Source organism: Kitasatospora sp. NPDC050463, from assembly GCF_040655255.1.
Taxonomy (GTDB): domain Bacteria; phylum Actinomycetota; class Actinomycetes; order Streptomycetales; family Streptomycetaceae; genus Kitasatospora.
Genome location: NZ_JBFAJO010000024.1, coordinates 101358 through 116281, shown reverse-complemented (window position 1 = coordinate 116281; position 14924 = coordinate 101358). Strand labels below are relative to the sequence as shown.

17 protein-coding genes are annotated in these 14924 nt (G+C 74.1%); 8 read left to right on the top strand and 9 right to left on the bottom strand.

The features are described 5' to 3' along the window. Window positions 1-149 precede the first annotated feature (149 nt). Genes AB0J08_RS17835 through AB0J08_RS17825 form a run of 3 tightly spaced genes read left to right on the top strand, consistent with a single transcriptional unit; the run spans window position 150 to window position 5025 of the window. Window positions 150-2075 (top strand): protein kinase, encoded by a 1926-nt coding sequence (locus AB0J08_RS17835; RefSeq protein WP_360634272.1) that lies wholly within the window; start codon window positions 150-152, stop codon window positions 2073-2075. Beyond that, on the top strand, window positions 2072-4198 hold the full coding sequence (locus AB0J08_RS17830; protein WP_360634270.1) for a protein kinase: 2127 nt from the start codon (window positions 2072-2074) through the stop codon (window positions 4196-4198). Before AB0J08_RS17835 ends, AB0J08_RS17830 begins: the two co-directional genes overlap by 4 nt. Before the next feature lie 26 nt (window positions 4199-4224). Continuing rightward, window positions 4225-5025, top strand: a complete 801-nt coding sequence (locus tag AB0J08_RS17825) for a hypothetical protein (protein ID WP_360634267.1) — start codon at window positions 4225-4227, stop codon at window positions 5023-5025. Between the two features lie 77 nt (window positions 5026-5102). Here the strand turns inward: AB0J08_RS17825 and AB0J08_RS17820 are convergent, their stop codons facing one another. From AB0J08_RS17820 to AB0J08_RS17795, 6 genes are all read right to left on the bottom strand, one after another. Continuing rightward, entirely contained in the window at window positions 5103-5483 is a 381-nt protein-coding gene (locus AB0J08_RS17820; RefSeq protein ID WP_360634263.1) for a metalloregulator ArsR/SmtB family transcription factor, read from the bottom strand. A 54-nt stretch (window positions 5484-5537) separates the two neighbouring features. Beyond that, a complete protein-coding gene (locus tag AB0J08_RS17815; protein ID WP_360634260.1) occupies window positions 5538-5699 on the bottom strand; it encodes a hypothetical protein in 162 nt (53 codons plus the stop codon). 380 nt (window positions 5700-6079) lie between these two features. Further along, window positions 6080-6211: a DUF6126 family protein gene (locus AB0J08_RS17810; RefSeq protein WP_360634257.1), complete on the bottom strand. Its 132-nt coding sequence runs from the start codon at window positions 6209-6211 to the stop codon at window positions 6080-6082. Window positions 6212-6431: 220 nt separating this feature from the next. Then, on the bottom strand, window positions 6432-8183 hold the full coding sequence (locus tag AB0J08_RS17805) for a SulP family inorganic anion transporter (RefSeq protein ID WP_360634254.1): 1752 nt from the start codon (window positions 8181-8183) through the stop codon (window positions 6432-6434). Continuing rightward, window positions 8180-8527: a metalloregulator ArsR/SmtB family transcription factor gene (locus tag AB0J08_RS17800; RefSeq protein ID WP_360634251.1), complete on the bottom strand. Its 348-nt coding sequence runs from the start codon at window positions 8525-8527 to the stop codon at window positions 8180-8182. The genes AB0J08_RS17805 and AB0J08_RS17800 overlap by 4 nt, the downstream gene beginning before the upstream one ends. 3 nt (window positions 8528-8530) lie before the next feature. Further along, window positions 8531-8722: a hypothetical protein gene (locus AB0J08_RS17795; RefSeq protein ID WP_360634248.1), complete on the bottom strand. Its 192-nt coding sequence runs from the start codon at window positions 8720-8722 to the stop codon at window positions 8531-8533. A gap of 670 nt (window positions 8723-9392) precedes the next feature. Here AB0J08_RS17795 and AB0J08_RS17790 point away from each other — a divergent pair. Further along, window positions 9393-9758 carry a DUF488 family protein gene (locus AB0J08_RS17790; protein WP_360634245.1) on the top strand — a complete coding sequence of 122 codons (366 nt, stop codon included), beginning with the start codon at window positions 9393-9395 and terminating at the stop codon, window positions 9756-9758. A 102-nt stretch (window positions 9759-9860) separates the two neighbouring features. Here the strand turns inward: AB0J08_RS17790 and AB0J08_RS17785 are convergent, their stop codons facing one another. Together AB0J08_RS17785 and AB0J08_RS17780 are read right to left on the bottom strand one after the other, a co-directional pair. Next, window positions 9861-10322 (bottom strand): CinA family protein, encoded by a 462-nt coding sequence (locus AB0J08_RS17785; protein ID WP_360634242.1) that lies wholly within the window; start codon window positions 10320-10322, stop codon window positions 9861-9863. 38 nt (window positions 10323-10360) lie between these two features. Further along, window positions 10361-10900 (bottom strand): hypothetical protein, encoded by a 540-nt coding sequence (locus AB0J08_RS17780; protein WP_360634239.1) that lies wholly within the window; start codon window positions 10898-10900, stop codon window positions 10361-10363. A gap of 330 nt (window positions 10901-11230) precedes the next feature. Between AB0J08_RS17780 and AB0J08_RS17775 the strand changes: the two genes are divergently transcribed. The 4 genes from AB0J08_RS17775 to AB0J08_RS17760 all read left to right on the top strand — a co-directional run bounded on the left by AB0J08_RS17775 (window position 11231) and on the right by AB0J08_RS17760 (window position 14375). Continuing rightward, window positions 11231-11671 (top strand): hypothetical protein, encoded by a 441-nt coding sequence (locus AB0J08_RS17775; protein ID WP_360634236.1) that lies wholly within the window; start codon window positions 11231-11233, stop codon window positions 11669-11671. Between the two features lie 206 nt (window positions 11672-11877). Continuing rightward, the gene (locus AB0J08_RS17770; RefSeq protein ID WP_360634233.1) at window positions 11878-12411 is read left to right on the top strand and encodes a hemerythrin domain-containing protein; all 534 of its coding nucleotides are present in this window, start codon (window positions 11878-11880) and stop codon (window positions 12409-12411) included. A 31-nt stretch (window positions 12412-12442) separates the two neighbouring features. Further along, complete coding sequence (locus AB0J08_RS17765) at window positions 12443-13051, top strand: hemerythrin domain-containing protein (RefSeq protein ID WP_360634230.1); 609 nt, start codon at window positions 12443-12445, stop codon at window positions 13049-13051. Between the two features lie 100 nt (window positions 13052-13151). Next, complete coding sequence (locus tag AB0J08_RS17760; protein WP_360634227.1) at window positions 13152-14375, top strand: PP2C family protein-serine/threonine phosphatase; 1224 nt, start codon at window positions 13152-13154, stop codon at window positions 14373-14375. A 54-nt stretch (window positions 14376-14429) separates the two neighbouring features. Here AB0J08_RS17760 and AB0J08_RS17755 read toward each other — a convergent pair whose 3' ends face one another. Beyond that, window positions 14430-14762, bottom strand: coding sequence for a hypothetical protein (locus AB0J08_RS17755; RefSeq protein ID WP_360634224.1), 333 nt, complete (start codon window positions 14760-14762; stop codon window positions 14430-14432). Between the last annotated feature and the right edge of the window lie 162 nt (window positions 14763-14924).

Sequence of the window (14924 nt, the reverse complement as noted above, 5' to 3'; positions counted from 1 at the left end):
CCGCCGAAAACGGCACACCACGACGACCGTGACCATCACCCGGGCCTCGGACAGCGTGTTGACGAACGCCGCAGCGGCTTAACTTCCTGGTCTTGGGTTTTCACACGCCGCCCGTGGTGGACGCGGAACCGCGTGGCCGTCGGCCCTGGATGGCCACGTCCTACTTGCCCGCGCCGGACCTCGGCGAGGTGATCCTGCGGTTCGGCACCCTCGGCGAGGCGGGAGCACGGGCCCTGGGAGCCGCCCTCGCCGAGGCGTTGGCCGCGATCCACGCGGCGGGGGTGGTGCACCGTGACCTCAAACCGGGCAATGTGCTCATCGCGCGGGACGGTCCGCGTGTCATCGACTTCGGGATCAGCCGCGCCTTCGACGCCGCGCACCTGACCCGGACCGGCAGGGTGTGCGGCACACCCGGCTACGTCGCACCCGAGCGCATCGTCGCCGACTCCGCCACCACCGGCGCGGCCGACGTGTTCTCGCTCGGCTGCCTGCTGGTGTACGCACTCACCGGCCGCACGCCGTTCGGCGGCGGTGAGCCCGCACAGGTCAACCGGCGGGTCGTGTACGAGGAGCCGGACCTCTCCGGAGTGCCCGCCACACTGCTCCCGCTGGTGGCCTCCTGCCTGGTCAAGGACCCGGCCCGGCGGCCCACCGCGACAACCGTGCTGGGCGTACTGGCCCCGGCCGATCCGGCGGCGCTGCTGAGCCCGTGGCTGCTCGCCGACCTCGACACCCGGGAGCGGCAGGCCGAGGTCGACATGGGCGCGCCGCAGGCCGATCCGCCCGCGCTGCCGGTGCGGACATGGCAGTCGCTCAGCCGCCGCGGCCTGTTCGGGCTCGGCACCGGGCTCGGCGCGGGCGTGGCCGCCGTCGTCGGCGTACCGCTGCTGCTCACCCGTCGCGCCCGGCCGGCCGGTGGCGCGGCGACGGTGGGCAGAGCCGTGGACGCGTGGGGAGCCACGGCGGCAGGTTCCGGTCCGCCGCCCGCCGCCCCGGCGCCACTGTGGAGCACTCCGATCAGCGGTGTGACGGTCGGTCACCAACTGTCCTTGCTCGGTGCCACCCCGGTGTGGTGGAGCCAGGGGCAGGGCGCGGTCGGCTTCGACGGGGCGACGGGGCGTCAGGTCTGGTCCCGGCAGGACGTGCAGTTCTTCCAGGTGCAGAACGACCTGATCTACGGAACGTCCCCGGGCTTCGCGGACCTGGTGTGGCTGAACACCGGGGGCGAGAGCCACCAGGGCCCGCTCGCCGTGCCCGCCGAGCAGCGCACCGCAGCCGCGATGAGCCTGATGGTCTTCGGCGCGGACAGCCGGACGGTGGTGCTCGCCCGGCAGACCTCCGTCGGCGCAGGTGCAGGCGGGGTCGTGGCCGGGGTGGAGCTGAGCAGTGGGGCGGTGCTGTGGCAGCAGGAGATCACCCAGAACCTGGCGGTGTTCTCGGCCCGCGACATGGAGAACGCGCAGGGCGGTTCCGGCAGCTCGATGGGCCTGGTCGCCGACGGCCGCTGCTACTACGAGGACAGCGGCGTCCTCCACGCGGTGGACCTGCGCACCGGTGCGTCCCACTGGCAGGTCACCGGCCTCACGCCAGGGGGCACCGGGCTACCCGTGCGGTTGCTGCGCACCGGTGAACTGCTGCTGCTCGTCAGCGGCGTCGCGGTCGCCGCCCTGGACCCGGCCACCGGGCAGCAGCGCTGGGCGGCTCCCGCCGTTCCGCAGGCGGTCTTCGGCTGCGCGCTCGGGGCCGGCCGGCTGCTGCTCTCCGGGGCCCAGGGCGCCGCGTACTGCCTGGACGTCACGACCGGCAAGGGGTTGTGGCACACCACCGTGGGGGCGACGACCGGGGCGGGTACGGGCGTGGACTACCAGGCGCCGTCGGCCGGAGACGGCTTCTTCGGCGTGCCGCTGCGTGACGGATGGTCAGGAGCGGCGGTCCTGGACGCCGCCGACGGCACGATCCGCTGGGTGGCGAAGGCCCCCTCCGACGAGGGCCGCTGGACCACCGCGGCCGAGGGCGGAACGCTCTACTGCGGGTCCGCCACCACGCTGCGCGCCTTCCGGGCGGGTGGTGCGTGAGCGCGCGGAGCATCGGCCCGTACCGCGTCCTGCGACGGCTCGGCGCGGGCGGCATGGGCGACGTCTACCTGGCCACCACCGACAGCGGACGCCCCGTCGCGGTGAAGACCGTGCAGCAGCAGTACGCGGCCGATGCCGACTTCCGGCGCAGGTTCACCCAGGAGGTGTCGGCGGCCAGGGCGGTCAACGGGGCCTACACCGCGGCGGTGGTGGGTGCCGACACCGATTCTGAACTCCCATGGCTGGCCACCGAGTTCGCTGCCGGCCCGTCGCTGCACGAGGCCGTGGCGCGGCACGGCCCGCTCACCGGACCCGCGCTGCAGACGCTGGGGGCCGGGCTGGTGGAGGCACTGGCCGCGATCCACCGGGCCCGGATCATCCACCGCGACCTGAAGCCCTCGAACATCCTGATCACCCGGGACGGCCCGAGGGTCATCGACTTCGGCATCAGCAAACCGATGGCCGACGCGGTGCCCACCGCGAGCGGCGAGATCATCGGCACTCCCGGGTTCATGTCCCCCGAACACGCGACGGGCGAGGACCTCACACCCGCCAGCGACCTGTTCTCGCTCGGCGCCGTCCTGGCCTTCGCCGCCACCGGCCGCCCGCCCTTCGGCGACGGGCCGGCGGCGGTGCTGATCTACCGGTCCGCCGAGGAGCCCCCGGACCTCGACGGAGTGCCGCCGGAACTGGTGGCGCTGCTGGTCCGCTGCCTGGACCGGGACCCGGCCCGGCGGCCCGCACCGGCCGAACTCGCCGAAGCCTTCCGGTACGGTCCGGCGGTCGGCACCGACTGGATGGGCGGCGCCGAGCGGACGGTGCGCCAACGCGAGCGGGACCTGGCCCGGGTGCTGAAGGACCCGAACGGCACCCGGCGCCGCCTGCTCCTGCTCGGCGGAGCCCTGCTCGCCACGGCCGCCACGGGAGGCGCGGCCCGGGCGCTGTGGCCCGGCCCGCCCGGCGGCGCGCCCCCGACGGACTGGTCGGTCACGCTCCCCCGGGCAGGCATGGCTCCCGTCGGCTGCGGACCGACGGCGGTGGTGTGCGCGGACCGCACCGGCGTGGTCGGCTACGACCGCACCGACGGGCGGACGCTCTGGAGCAGCACCGCGGAGACCGGCATCCTCCCGGTCGGCGACGGCACCCGGGTGTGGACCGTGGACTCGGCCGGCATGGTGCAGGCGCGCGACGCCCGCAACGGCACGACGCTCTGGCGTTCGCCCGACACCGTTCCCGGCGCGCAGTCCGTCACCCTGCCGATGCCCGGCCTGCTGCTGGTCAGCGGCAAGGACGGCGCGTTGCACGCCTACGACGCGACCGACGGGGGCCGGCTCTGGACCGGCGCCGCGCTCGGCACCTCCTACCGTCTCCAGGGCATGGCCTCGGCGGGCCTGCTGGTCGTGATGCTCCTCTCGGACCAGATCACGAGCGGCGCGTTCCGCTACACGGCGCTCGACCGCGCGACCGGCCGGCAGCGCTGGTCGCTCGACGCCCAGGACCTGTACGCGCCGCCGACCGGCAGCCGGCTGTACGCCCTGACCCCCGACCTCGCCCTCGCCGCCGTGGACGGCCAGGACGGCGCCACCGTCTGGAGCCGGCCCTCCGGCCTTCCGCCGGCCTCCGCGACGATGGCCCTCGCCGGCTACCAGAGCTCGCTCTCGCTCCACCAGGGCGTGCTCACCTGCCTGCCGCCCGGAATCCTGACGGCCTCGGACGAGCGGGTCGACACCGCGGCCTTCGACCCCGCCCAGGGCACCCGGCTCTGGAGCGGCCGGCACAGCGGCTCCACCAACGGGAGCGCGGACGCCGCGGGGGTGCTCGTCCTGGGCGGGCCACGGGGCGGGTCCGGCACCGACCTGCGCACCGGGCGCACCGCCTGGACATGGCAGTCGGCCCAGGGCGCCGCCACCGTCCGGGGCTCCGCCGGGACGCTGGTCCTCCTCACCGCACCCACCGCCACCGGCGGGATCACCCTGCAGGCGCTCACCGCCGCCGGCGGCACCCCGCAGTGGCACCAGACCTTCGCCCGGCAGCCGGGCAATCCGCAGGTCCTGCTCCAGGACTCGGCCCTACTGGTCGGCTACGGGACCACGCTGACCGCCTACCACCTTCCCCGCAGCTGACCCGCCTCCGAAAGGTTCACCACGAGATGGCCGACATCGAGGACACCCCGCCCGCGACGCAGCCGCTGCCGACCGCCGTGTCCACCCGCGTCCTGCCGGGGCAGCCCACTCCGGCCACCCTCCCCGACCCGGCGGACCTGCGCCCCGCCGGCCCCGCCCGGCGGTGGACCTGGCTGCTCGGCGGCCTGACCGCCGGGGCCGGCGCAGCCGCCCTCGCACTGAGCCTGGTGGCCAACCTCGTCGACCCGGCACCGACCGCCGCGCCGACCACCGCGGTGACCAGTGCGGCAGCCGTCCCCGGCGGGCCGTCCTCCTCCGATCCGGCCACCCCGACCACGGCGCCGCACACCACGCTGGTCGACGGCTGCGCGCTGCTGCGCCCGGAGACGGTCGAGCGCTACGTCAAGGGAGCCACCTGCACCGCGCCGACGTCCGTCGGTGGTACGACCCTGTCGAGGGGGGCTTGGACGAGCAAGGACTCCGGCTACGCCGACGCGCAGGTCGGCGTCATGCTGTCCCCGCTGGCGGAGAGCGTCTACCAGCAGACGCTGACCACCAGTCGGACCATGGCGACCACCACCGGCGCGAAGATCACCGATGACCGGGCCGTACCCGGCCTCGGCGACAAGGCGACCCTGCTCTACACCTCCTACAGCGGCTTCGGCCACGTCGACCTCACGGTGGTCCAGCGCAATGCGCTCGTCACCGTCAGGTACTCTGCGCTCACCCACTCCGGCCTGACCCTCAAGGACGTTCCCAGCGACACCGCCGAGGCCGCCGCCATCGCCTGTGCCAAGGACGCCCTTGCCACGCTCACCACGTCGTGAACCCCGTCCCGGTCGCCTTTTTCGACCGACCGACCGACCGACTCGCCGTCGCCGCAGGGCCGTTTCAGTGGGGGCGCTCAGTCGCGTGGCGCGGGGCCCGCTTCGGGGCGCAGGTCTTCGAGGAGTCCCGCGCGGTCGGTCAGCAGGGCGGTGAGGATGGAGCGGGCGACGGTGAGGAGTTCGCCGATCTCGGGGCTGGTGAGCCGGTAGAGGACGGAGGCGCCCTCGCGCCGGGACGTGACGACGCCGGTGCGGCGCAGGATGGCGAGTTGCTGGGACAGGTGGGCCGCCTCGACGCCGACCTCGGGGAGGAGTTCGGCGACGGCGTGCTCGCGTTCGCTGAGGAGTTCCAAGACGCGGATGCGCACGGGGTGGCCGAGGGTTTTGAAGAACTCGGCCTTGTGCTGGTAGAGCGGCACGGCGGTGACGGAGGGCTGTCGCGGAGTTTCGCCGGTCATGGCGTCACCGCCCCCGTCGGCTGGTGGGTGGGGTGGTCATCATCGCTTCAGACTCTAGCAACGCCGGGAAAGCGCCCTGGTCAGTGCGGGTCGAGGGCGCGCGCCGCTCTGGTCGACGGCCACGGCCAACGGGGCCGCCACGTTCTCGCCGACGAAGCCGGACAGGCGCAGCACGCCGATGTCACCGGTTCGCTCCAGCTCCCCTTGCATGCTCACCGCCACCTCTTCTCAGCACACCCGAGGTGGCGGTGAGCACCGGCGAGGCCCCGACGACCCATCAGGGGCAGGGGTCCGGGATACCCGCCCGGTGTGTGCCGGTGCCGTCCAGCTGCCGGCGGACGCCACAAGTCGTCCGCCGCCGCCACGAACGGAGCAGGCGGCACCCGTGCACACCGGTGCGTTGCAACACGCATCCCGATCCCCTTCCTCGCTGTTGCCAATATTAGCAACTGCTAAGCTCTGCAATGTGCAGGGCCGGAAGCGCCTGTCACACCGTGGCCGCCCTGGAACCGACGCCGGGGCGGCCACGTCGGCGTGGGCCGGGGCGAATGGGGCGCCCCGGCCCACGGCCGCCCGTTCCGGTCGGGCTGGGGTGGTCAGTGGCGGTTGCCGAGGGCGAAGAGCAGGATCACGAAGCCGGCGAACAGGTGGGTGCCGGCGACGTAGATCGAGGCGCGGATCACCATGGCCTTGCGGCGCTTCTTCTCGTCATCGCCGGCCGAGCTCATCTGTGCTCCTCGGGGTGTGTGCGGGTGCCGGCCGGGGCCGCGGGTGGATGTGCAGGCGCCGCCCGGTGACGGCCGCGCGGGCGAGGTGTTCGCGTAGCTGTGCCAGGTCGGAGGTGACGGTCGGGTGGGGCGTTCCGTGGTCCTCGTGGAGGGTGATCTCGAAGCGCAAACGTGGCTCCTACGGTCGGGGCGGTGGGGGTGGCGGGAGCGGGACGGCGGGTCACGGCCGCCCCGCCTCCGTCGTCTTTGTCGCAGCGGGTTGCGTGCCCGTCAGGTGGCGCCTGGCGTAGCCGATGGCGTCGGGGGTTGCGGCGAACACCCGGTGCCGGGTGTGCAGGGCATCGAGGACACCGAGGGCGTCGAGCGTCTTCAGGTGGTCCTCCCGGGCGCCGGAGACCAGGACGAGGATGCCGCGCCGTTCCAGTTTGGTGATGGCGTCTCCCAGGACGAGGGCGCCGGTGGCGTCGATCGCGCTGACCCCCGACAGGCGCAGGATGACGGCCTTGACGTCGGTGGTCTCGGCGAGTTCGAGGAGGAAGCGGTGGGCGCCGGCGAAGAAGACGGGGCCGTCGATGCGGTAGGCGACGATGTGCTCGGCGAGCAGGGCCTGCTCCTCGGCGTGGTGGTCGGCCGGGGGCAGGCCTTCGTGCAGCGGCACCCTGGTGAGTGCGGCGGAGCGGGCGACCTGGCGCAGGGCCAGCGCGCCGGCGACCAGCAGGCCGACGATGACGGCGGTGACCAGGTCGAAGGCCAGGGTCGCGGCGGCGGTCAGGGCGAGGATCGCGGCCTCGCCCCGGCCGCTGCGCGCCAGCGCCCGCAGTGAGGCGACCTCGACCATCCGGATCGCGGTGGCGATCAGCACCCCGGCGAGCGCGGCCAGCGGGATGCCCGCCACCAGCGGGGCGGCGGCGAACACCACGACGGCCAGCACGGCGGCGTGGACGAGCGCGGCGAGGCGGGAGGCGGCGCCGGAGCGGACGTTGACGGCGGTGCGGGCGATCGCTCCGGTCGCGGCGACGCCGCCGAACAGCGGGGCGACCAGGTTGGCGATGCCCTGGCCGAACAGTTCACGGTCGCTGTCGTGCCGCTCCGAGACGCTCATCGCGTCCGCCGCCGTGGCCGACATCAGCGACTCCAGGGCCGCGAGGGCGGCCACGGCGAGGGCGGCGGTGGCCAGGTGCGGGATGTCACCGAGGTTCAGGAAGCCGAGGGAGGGGGCGGGCAGCCCGGCGGGCAGGTGCCCGATCGTGGCCACGTCCAGATCGGCCAGGCTGGTGGCCAGGGTGGCGGCGACCACCGCGATCAGCGAGAACGGGATGCCCGGGCGCAGCCGGGCGCCGATCAGCATCACCGCCGCGACCCCGGCGGACAGCGCGAGCGCGGCAGGGTGCGGGTCGTGGGCGAAACCGGCGAGCGCATCCCGGGCGGCGGCCATGACGTTGTCCGCGCCGGAGGCCTTCACCCCGAGTGCGGCGGGTACCTGCTGGAGGCCGATCACCCCGGCGATGCCCAGGGTGAAGCCTTCCACCACCGGGGCCGGCACGTATGCCATGAACCGCCCGGCGCCGCCGAGCGCGGCGGCGACCAGAAGTACCCCGGCCAGCAGCCCGACCGTCAGCACCCCGGCGGTCCCGTACCGGTGGACGATCGGGACCAGGACGACCGTCATCGCCCCGGTCGGCCCCGACACCTGGAGGTTGGAGCCGCCGAAGAACGCGGCCAGCGCGCCGGCCACCACCGCGGTGGCTAGCCCGGCCTCGGCCCCCGCACCGGAGGCCACCCCGAAGCCGAGTGCCAGCGGCAGCGCGACGATCGCCACCGTCAGCCCCGCCAGCAGGTCCTTGCGCGGCGAACGGCCCAACGTCGCCATCGTCGCCCGGTTCGGCAGCACCGCGCGCAGCCGTGCGTCCGCCCGCCGGGCAAGGGTCGCGAACGTGGAAGGCGCGGTGAAGCCCGTGGGAGTCCCGCTCATGCGCCGTGCGCCTGCCGTTCGGGCTCGCGCAGCTCGGCCAGGAGCGTCCCCTGCTCGTTGATCATCTCGGTGAGGATCCGCCGGGCGGCACGCAGCAGCTCGGCCACGTCCGGCGTACTCAGCGCGTAGACCACGGTGTTGCCCTCCCGGGTCGCCGTGACCAGCTGGGTTCGGCGCAGCACGGCGAGCTGCTGGGAGAGGTTCGAGGGCTCGATCTCGATGGCGGCCAGTAGTTCGCGCACCGGGCGCGGGCCGTCCTGGAGCAGCTCCAGGACCCGGATCCGGACCGGGTGGCCGAGGGTGCGGAAGAACTCCGCCTTGGCCTGGTACAGCGGCACCGCCATCGTTCAGTCCTCTTCTTCCTCGTCCGCCACGCGCACCACGGCGATGCCGTAGTGCGCGGCGATCCGCAGCAACTGCGTCACCCGGCCCGCGTAGGCCTGGACGCCGTCCTCGTCACCGGCCTCCCGTGCTCGGGCACGCATCCTGCGGGCCTCGGCCAGCTGCTCGCGCAGCTCCTCGTCGAACACGTCGCTCATCGTCGCCCTCCCGGGCCGGGCGCCATGGCGGCAGCCGACCTCACTGACCCTCTCGATACAAGAATGCAGCATCTATGAATGTGAAGAATTCTTCAACTTCTTATCAAGGCAAGCTGCTCTCGGCGCGCAACGGGTCGATCACGATCCCTCTCCTTCGAGACGCCGATGCTCTTCGCGGTGAGTGACGCACCGGTCGCGGCCCTGCACCAGGGCGGCACGCCCGGCGCCCCGGGTAGGCGCCCTTGCCCGCCGCCGGCCCGTGCGCCGCCCTGCTCCGGTGGACCGGGGCGGTCGAGCAGGCCTCCGGTGGACGGTGGCCGCGCACCGCCTCGTGAGTCGGCTGTGCGGCGGAGCCACAGCCGGGTGAGGATCCTCCTGATCCGGGCAGACGCGCTCGTGGGAGGCCCGCGGCGTTGCGGGCCGAGCCCCTGTGCCCCAGCTGTCAGGAGTGACCGCGATGACCACCACGCCCACGTCCGGACCCTTCTTGTCCCGCGCCCTCGCACAGCCGTGCCCGGTCTGTGGACACCCACGCCGCTGGATTCTCGGCGAGACCGCCGTCCCAGCCGGTCACCGGACCGGCGTCCGGCGGCCCGAGCCCTGCCCCGACCCGCACTGCCCCGGGCCGAAGGCGCTCGGCGCAGCCGATTGACCTGGAAGGAAGCCGCCCATGGCTGCACGGATCGCCTACCGGCGGATCTACGAGGGAGCCTCGCCACAGGACGGGCGGCGGGTGCTCGTCGATCGGCTCTGGCCGCGCGGGATGACTAAGGAGGACGCCGACCTGGACGAGTGGCTGCGCGACGTCGCCCCGTCGAGCGAACTGCGCCGCTGGTACGGCCACGACCCGGAGCGCTTCGCCGAGTTCCGGCGCCGCTACCTGGCCGAACTACGGGATGCGCGGCACCGCGAGGCGGCCGGACACCTCCGCGACCTCGCCGCCACCGACAAGCTCACGCTGCTGACCGCCACCAAGGACGCGGACCACAGCCAGGCCGCCGTACTCGCCGAATGGCTGGCCGGGAGGGGACGCTGACCGGGACCGGCCCCGGCTGCGGACGCAATCCCCGTCGCGGGCCTGGTACGAGCGCTGGGTTCGCGGCACCGGCCGGCCCGGCCGGCTCCCACAAGCTCAGGGCTATGGACGCAGGTGGGTCTGCAGCAAGCCCAGCGCTTCGGCCACGCACTGCCGCTGGATGCTGTGCCGGTCGCCGTCCAGGTGCGGCGAGATGACCTGCGTGCCCCGGGTGTCGGCGAGCGCGATGAAGACGGTGCCGACCGGTCGGCCGTCCTGGGGCTGCGGACCGGCCACTCCGGTGGTGGACAGGGCGTACGTGCTGCCCAGGAGCCGCCGTACTCCCTGCGCCATCTGCCGGGCGACCTCGGCGTTCACCGCGCCGTGGCGCTCCAGCAGGGCCCGCTCGACACCGAGAGCCCGATGCTTGGCGTCGTCCGTGTAGGCCGTGACCGAGCCGACGAACACGTCGCTCGCGCCGGGGGCGTCCGTGAACGTGAACGCCAGCAGGCCACCGGTGAGTGACTCCGCCACCGCCACCGTGCTGTCGGCGGCCTGGAGCGCCCCGTGGAGTTCGCGCGCCACCCTTCCCTGGCTGCCTTCATCCATCGACGTGCCCGCGATCACGGGGCGTCACGGCGCGGGCCGGTGCCCGCCCGCGCCTCGCCGGGGTGGGGCGTGAGGACGGCGGCGCTGACCGATCGGTGCCAGCCGTTCAGGGTGCGGGCCTGGTCGGCGGCCCGCTCGGAAAGGCGGTCCAGCTCCACCTGGTCGAGGCGTGGATCGGTGTCGGCGATCGCGCGCAGCGCCCGCCACAGCGCGGCCTTGCCCTCCACGCCGGTGCGCAGCGTCTCCAGTTCGATCAGGTCGCTGAGCGGGGAGCGGCGCACGACGGTCCCGTTGGGCTTGAGGCGGCCCAGGCGTTCACCGGCGAGGCCGAGCCACGTCCGGTAGTGCCGTACGGGCACGCCGAGGCGATTCATGATCCGGACGAGGTCGTCGCGGTCCTGTTCGATGTCGCCGGCCAGACGCTTCAGGTCCCCCGCGCGGCTGTCGGGATGGGCGCGGGCCATGCGGGCGGCAAGCGCGGCGCCGCCGAACGCGCCGGTCAGGTGATCGTTCAGGTAAATGTGCAGGGGCTCGGCCAGGGGCTGGGGAGACACTACGACTCCTCCCAGATGGGGCCGGTCGTGGGGGCGCCCAGATGGGCGGTGCGTCCCCGCGGCCGTCGACGGACAGCGGGATGGTCTGGTCATTTCATCGTGCCGCGTGCCGTCGCCGGGCGCTCGCCGTCAGACAGGGCGTCCGGCTCGGCCGGCTCGTGCGCGCCGTCGAAGCCGGCCAACGGCAGGGGGCCGGCCGGGGGTCTCGTCCGGCGGCGCCGCGGACCGCCGCGCCGAGGCGGTGCGGCCCCGCCGAGCGGTCGCCCCCGGAGACGTCGCGCTACCCGCCGCACGCGGATTGACCACCGGGCCGAGGGGTAGGCGCACGGTATGGCGGACATCGAACCCCCGGCGGGCGACCGGCCCGGCGGCGACGTCGACGCGTACGACCTGTGCGACCAGTGCGGCCGGGTCGTGCCGGAGGAGGACCTGCTCGGCATCCTGGTGCCGGACTCCTCCGCCCTGCACGCCACCGACCCGGAGCTGGACGGCAAGCGGCTGGTCACAGCCTGCTGCGTCGCCCACCTGGACACGCTGGTCGACGAGTACCGCCGCCGCCCGTTCGTCCCCGAGGAGCAGTGGGCCGCCAAGGTGTGCCGGGCGCTCGCCGGCTACGACGAGCCCGTGCCGCTCGGCACGGTGGCCGCCCTGACCGGCCTCTCCGAGCAGCAGGCCCAGGAGGGCGTCGACTGGCACAACGCCCGCGCCCGCGAATGGCAGGAGCGCTACGGGGACCCCGGTGGGGACGCCGCCACCGAGGAGGAGCAATGAGAGGAGCAATGAACAGGGTTGAGCGCCGCCGCCGGACCATGGCCGACCTGGCACGGCGGTGACGGAGCGAGGCCCACGTGGCTCGGAGGTCCCGGCCCCGGCCCGGGGCTCCCGGCCCGCGGCGGGCCGAGTGGCGCGCGTTTGACCGGGGGGCGAGCGGGGACACGTCCTGCCGGACGGGGGAGACGTCGAGAAGGAGTGCAGCGATGTCGAACGATGCCATCGTCCTGCTGCGCGAGGACCACAAGGAAGTGCGCCGGCTGTTCCGTGAGTACCGGGAGACGACCGGGGCGACGGGCGGTGGGAGCGGTGACGGAGCCCGCGGCGACCGCGCGGCGCGACGCGAGACGGTCGACCGGATCGTCGAGGCGCTGACCGTCCACACCTACCTGGAGGAGGAACTGTTCTACCCGCGCGTCCGCCGGGAGGTGCCCGGACTGGCGGAGGAGATGGACCGCGCCCGGGAGGAACACCACGTCGCCGACGTGCTCTGCGAGGAACTGAGCCGGATGAGCCCGGAGGACGAGGGCTACGACGCCAAGACCGCCGTGCTGATCGACGCCGTGGAGCGTCACATCGCCGAGGAGGAGGGCGACTGGTTCCCGCTGGTGAGGGCCGCGCTCGGCCGGAAGGAACTCCAGGAGGTCGGCGAGCGGATGCGAGTGGTCCGCGAGACCGCGCCGCGCCGTCCGATCGGCGGCGGCGTCCTGCACCGGATCGCCGACGCGATCGAGCGCTGACCGCCGCGTCCGCACGAAGGGAAGTGCAGCCGTGCACCACGACCATCACCAGGACCTGCTGGACCAACTCATCGCCGACCACCGGTCGATGGTCGTTCACTTCAGCGAACTCAGTGGCATCCCCGGCGGGGACCCGCAGCGTAAGGAGATCGTCGACCTGGTGACCGATCAGCTGGTCCGCCACACTCGGGTCGAGGAGGAACACCTCTACCCGGTGGCCCGCGACCGGCTGGCCGACGGCCCGGCCGTCGTCGAGCGCGAACTCGCCGATCACCACGCGGTCGAGGCACTGCTGGGCGAACTGCGCCCGACCCACGTCACCTCACCCCACTTCGACCGCCTGGTGGCCCGCCTCGTCGAGGAGGTCACCCGGCACGCCAACGACGAGGAGGCCCGGCTCTTTCCGGCCGTCCGGGCCGTGACCACCGAGGACGAACGGCGGCTGCTCGGCGCGCGCGCCCGGGAGACCAGGGCGAACGACTCCGGCCGGCCCCGCCACCAGCCCCCGAGCGCACGCCCCGCCGATCACCTGCCGCCCCCCGAACGCCCGCTGCACGAGCGGATCCGGGACTTCCTTCTCCCGGGGTGGCCGGGCTCCCGGGGTGACCGGGCTGGTCGCCGATGGCCCGGTCGGGCGTGACCGGCCCAGGAGGACGTACTTCGGCGCTGCGGCGTAGTGTCGGTGGTGAGGGCCGGCGCGTGTGCCGCGGTGTGCGGTGCGCACTGCGGAGGTGGCCGGTATGGGTGTCGGTGGGCCGGGCGCGGGGGAGGCGCCGTACGGCGGTGGTGACGCGTTGCTGGGGGCTGTGCTGGCGCAGGCGCTGGAGGCCTCGCACCGGATCGCGCCCCGGGAACTCGCCGACGTGGTGGGCGGTGCCGCGCGGGCACTGGGTCTGGGGACGGCGGAGGTGTACCTCTCGGACCTTCAGCAGCGGGTGCTGGTGCCGTTGCCCGATCCGGAGCTGCGGGAGCCGCCGGGGGCACTGGACGTGGACGGCACGCTGGCGGGTCGCGCCTACCGGATGGGGCGGACGGAGACGGTCGCGGGGCCGCCGGGGGTGGGTTGGGTGCCGCTGGTCGACGGGATCGAGCGCGTCGGTGTGCTGCGCGTCGGCGTCCACATCCCGCCGGGGCCGCTGCTGGCACGGGCCCGTGCCCTGGCGTCCCTGGTGACGCTCCTCGTCATATCGAAGTCCGCTTGCGGCGACGTGCTCGTCCGCACGGCCCGGACCCGCCCGATGAGCCTGCAGTCGGAGCTGCTGTGGGCGTTCGTGCCGCCACGGACCATCGGGACCAGGCACGTCACGTCCAGTGCCGTGCTGGAGCCCGCGTACGAGGTCGCGGGAGACGCCTTCGACCACAGCCTGGCCGGTGACCTCTTCCACCTGACGGTGGTCGACGCGATGGGGCACGACCTCGCGTCGGGCGGGTCGAGCGCCGTCGCCCTCGCCGCCTGCCGCTCGACCCGCCGCGCGGACGGCACGCTCGCCGACATCGCGGAGGCGATCGACACCACGCTGACCCGCTGGATCCCGGACCGGCTGCTGACGGCAGTGATCGCCGACCTCGACACCGTCACCGGACACCTGTCGTGGGTCAACTGCGGCCATCCGCCGCCGCTGCTCATCCGCGGCGGCCGCGTCGTGCCCGGCGCGCTGGAGCGCCACGCGAACCCCCCACTGGGCATCGACGTGCACCACCGGCCGGTGCCCGTCCACCAGGCCCGCCTCCAACCGGGGGACCGCATCCTCGTCCACACCGACGGCGTCACCGAGGCCCGCTCCGCCGACGGCGACCTCTTCGGCGAGCAGCGCCTCATCGACACCGTCGTCCGTGCCATCGCCACCGGCCTCCCGGCGCCCGAGGCCCTGCGCCGACTCATGCACGGTCTCCTCGCCCACCGCGACCACGACCTGCGCGACGACGCCACCGTCATGCTCGTCGAATGGCATCCCGACCGGTGAACGTGCGCCGCCGCCGGCCCCGTGCCGCTCATCGCCGCGGCCGCCCGGTACGGCTCAGGCGGGTGGGTCGGGCTTATAGCCGAGAACCCACCCGAGGGCCTGGGCGACGCCGCGGGCCTGCCGGCGTTGTTGCGGGGACCGGTGCGGGTCGTACCGGACGGCGAGAGCCGTGCGCTCCTGCATCATCAGGCGCAGCAGGGCGTCGGCGGGGGCCGGTTCCATGGCGAGGGGCGGCGTCTGCCAGGGGTCGAGTGCCCAGCGCAGGGCGGCGCGGGCGCCGCGGACGCGCGGCTTGTCCCGGCAGCCCCGCAGCCGGTGCAGGACGCCCTGGATCTCGTAGCCGGAGCGGATGCCGACGCTGTGCTTCGGGAGGGTACCGATGCTCATGTCTCCACCGTAGAGAGCCCACCCGCGGGACGTCCTGCGTTCCGTCCGCCGGATGGCAGGCAATCCCGGACGGCACCCCGGGACGGCAGGCAGGCCCGGGTGGGAGAGCGGGGCCCCGGCCGGCGGGGAGCAACGATTGGACGTGCCGCTCGCGGGTAACCG

Excerpts from the sequence above, each read along its gene's own strand:
- AB0J08_RS17790 (WP_360634245.1), top strand. The coding sequence starts at position 9,393 with ATGGCTGCACGGATCGCCTACCGGCGGATCTACGAGGGAGCCTCGCCA.
- AB0J08_RS17800 (WP_360634251.1), bottom strand. The coding sequence starts at position 8,527 with ATGGCGGTGCCGCTGTACCAGGCCAAGGCGGAGTTCTTCCGCACCCTC.
- AB0J08_RS17795 (WP_360634248.1), bottom strand. The coding sequence starts at position 8,722 with ATGAGCGACGTGTTCGACGAGGAGCTGCGCGAGCAGCTGGCCGAGGCC.
- AB0J08_RS17835 (WP_360634272.1), top strand. The coding sequence starts at position 150 with ATGGCCACGTCCTACTTGCCCGCGCCGGACCTCGGCGAGGTGATCCTG.
- AB0J08_RS17775 (WP_360634236.1), top strand. The coding sequence starts at position 11,231 with ATGGCGGACATCGAACCCCCGGCGGGCGACCGGCCCGGCGGCGACGTC.
- AB0J08_RS17820 (WP_360634263.1), bottom strand. The coding sequence starts at position 5,483 with ATGACCGGCGAAACTCCGCGACAGCCCTCCGTCACCGCCGTGCCGCTC.
- AB0J08_RS17770 (WP_360634233.1), top strand. The coding sequence starts at position 11,878 with ATGTCGAACGATGCCATCGTCCTGCTGCGCGAGGACCACAAGGAAGTG.
- AB0J08_RS17755 (WP_360634224.1), bottom strand. The coding sequence starts at position 14,762 with ATGAGCATCGGTACCCTCCCGAAGCACAGCGTCGGCATCCGCTCCGGC.
- AB0J08_RS17805 (WP_360634254.1), bottom strand. The coding sequence starts at position 8,183 with ATGAGCGGGACTCCCACGGGCTTCACCGCGCCTTCCACGTTCGCGACC.
- AB0J08_RS17825 (WP_360634267.1), top strand. The coding sequence starts at position 4,225 with ATGGCCGACATCGAGGACACCCCGCCCGCGACGCAGCCGCTGCCGACC.
- AB0J08_RS17810 (WP_360634257.1), bottom strand. The coding sequence starts at position 6,211 with ATGAGCTCGGCCGGCGATGACGAGAAGAAGCGCCGCAAGGCCATGGTG.
- AB0J08_RS17760 (WP_360634227.1), top strand. The coding sequence starts at position 13,152 with ATGGGTGTCGGTGGGCCGGGCGCGGGGGAGGCGCCGTACGGCGGTGGT.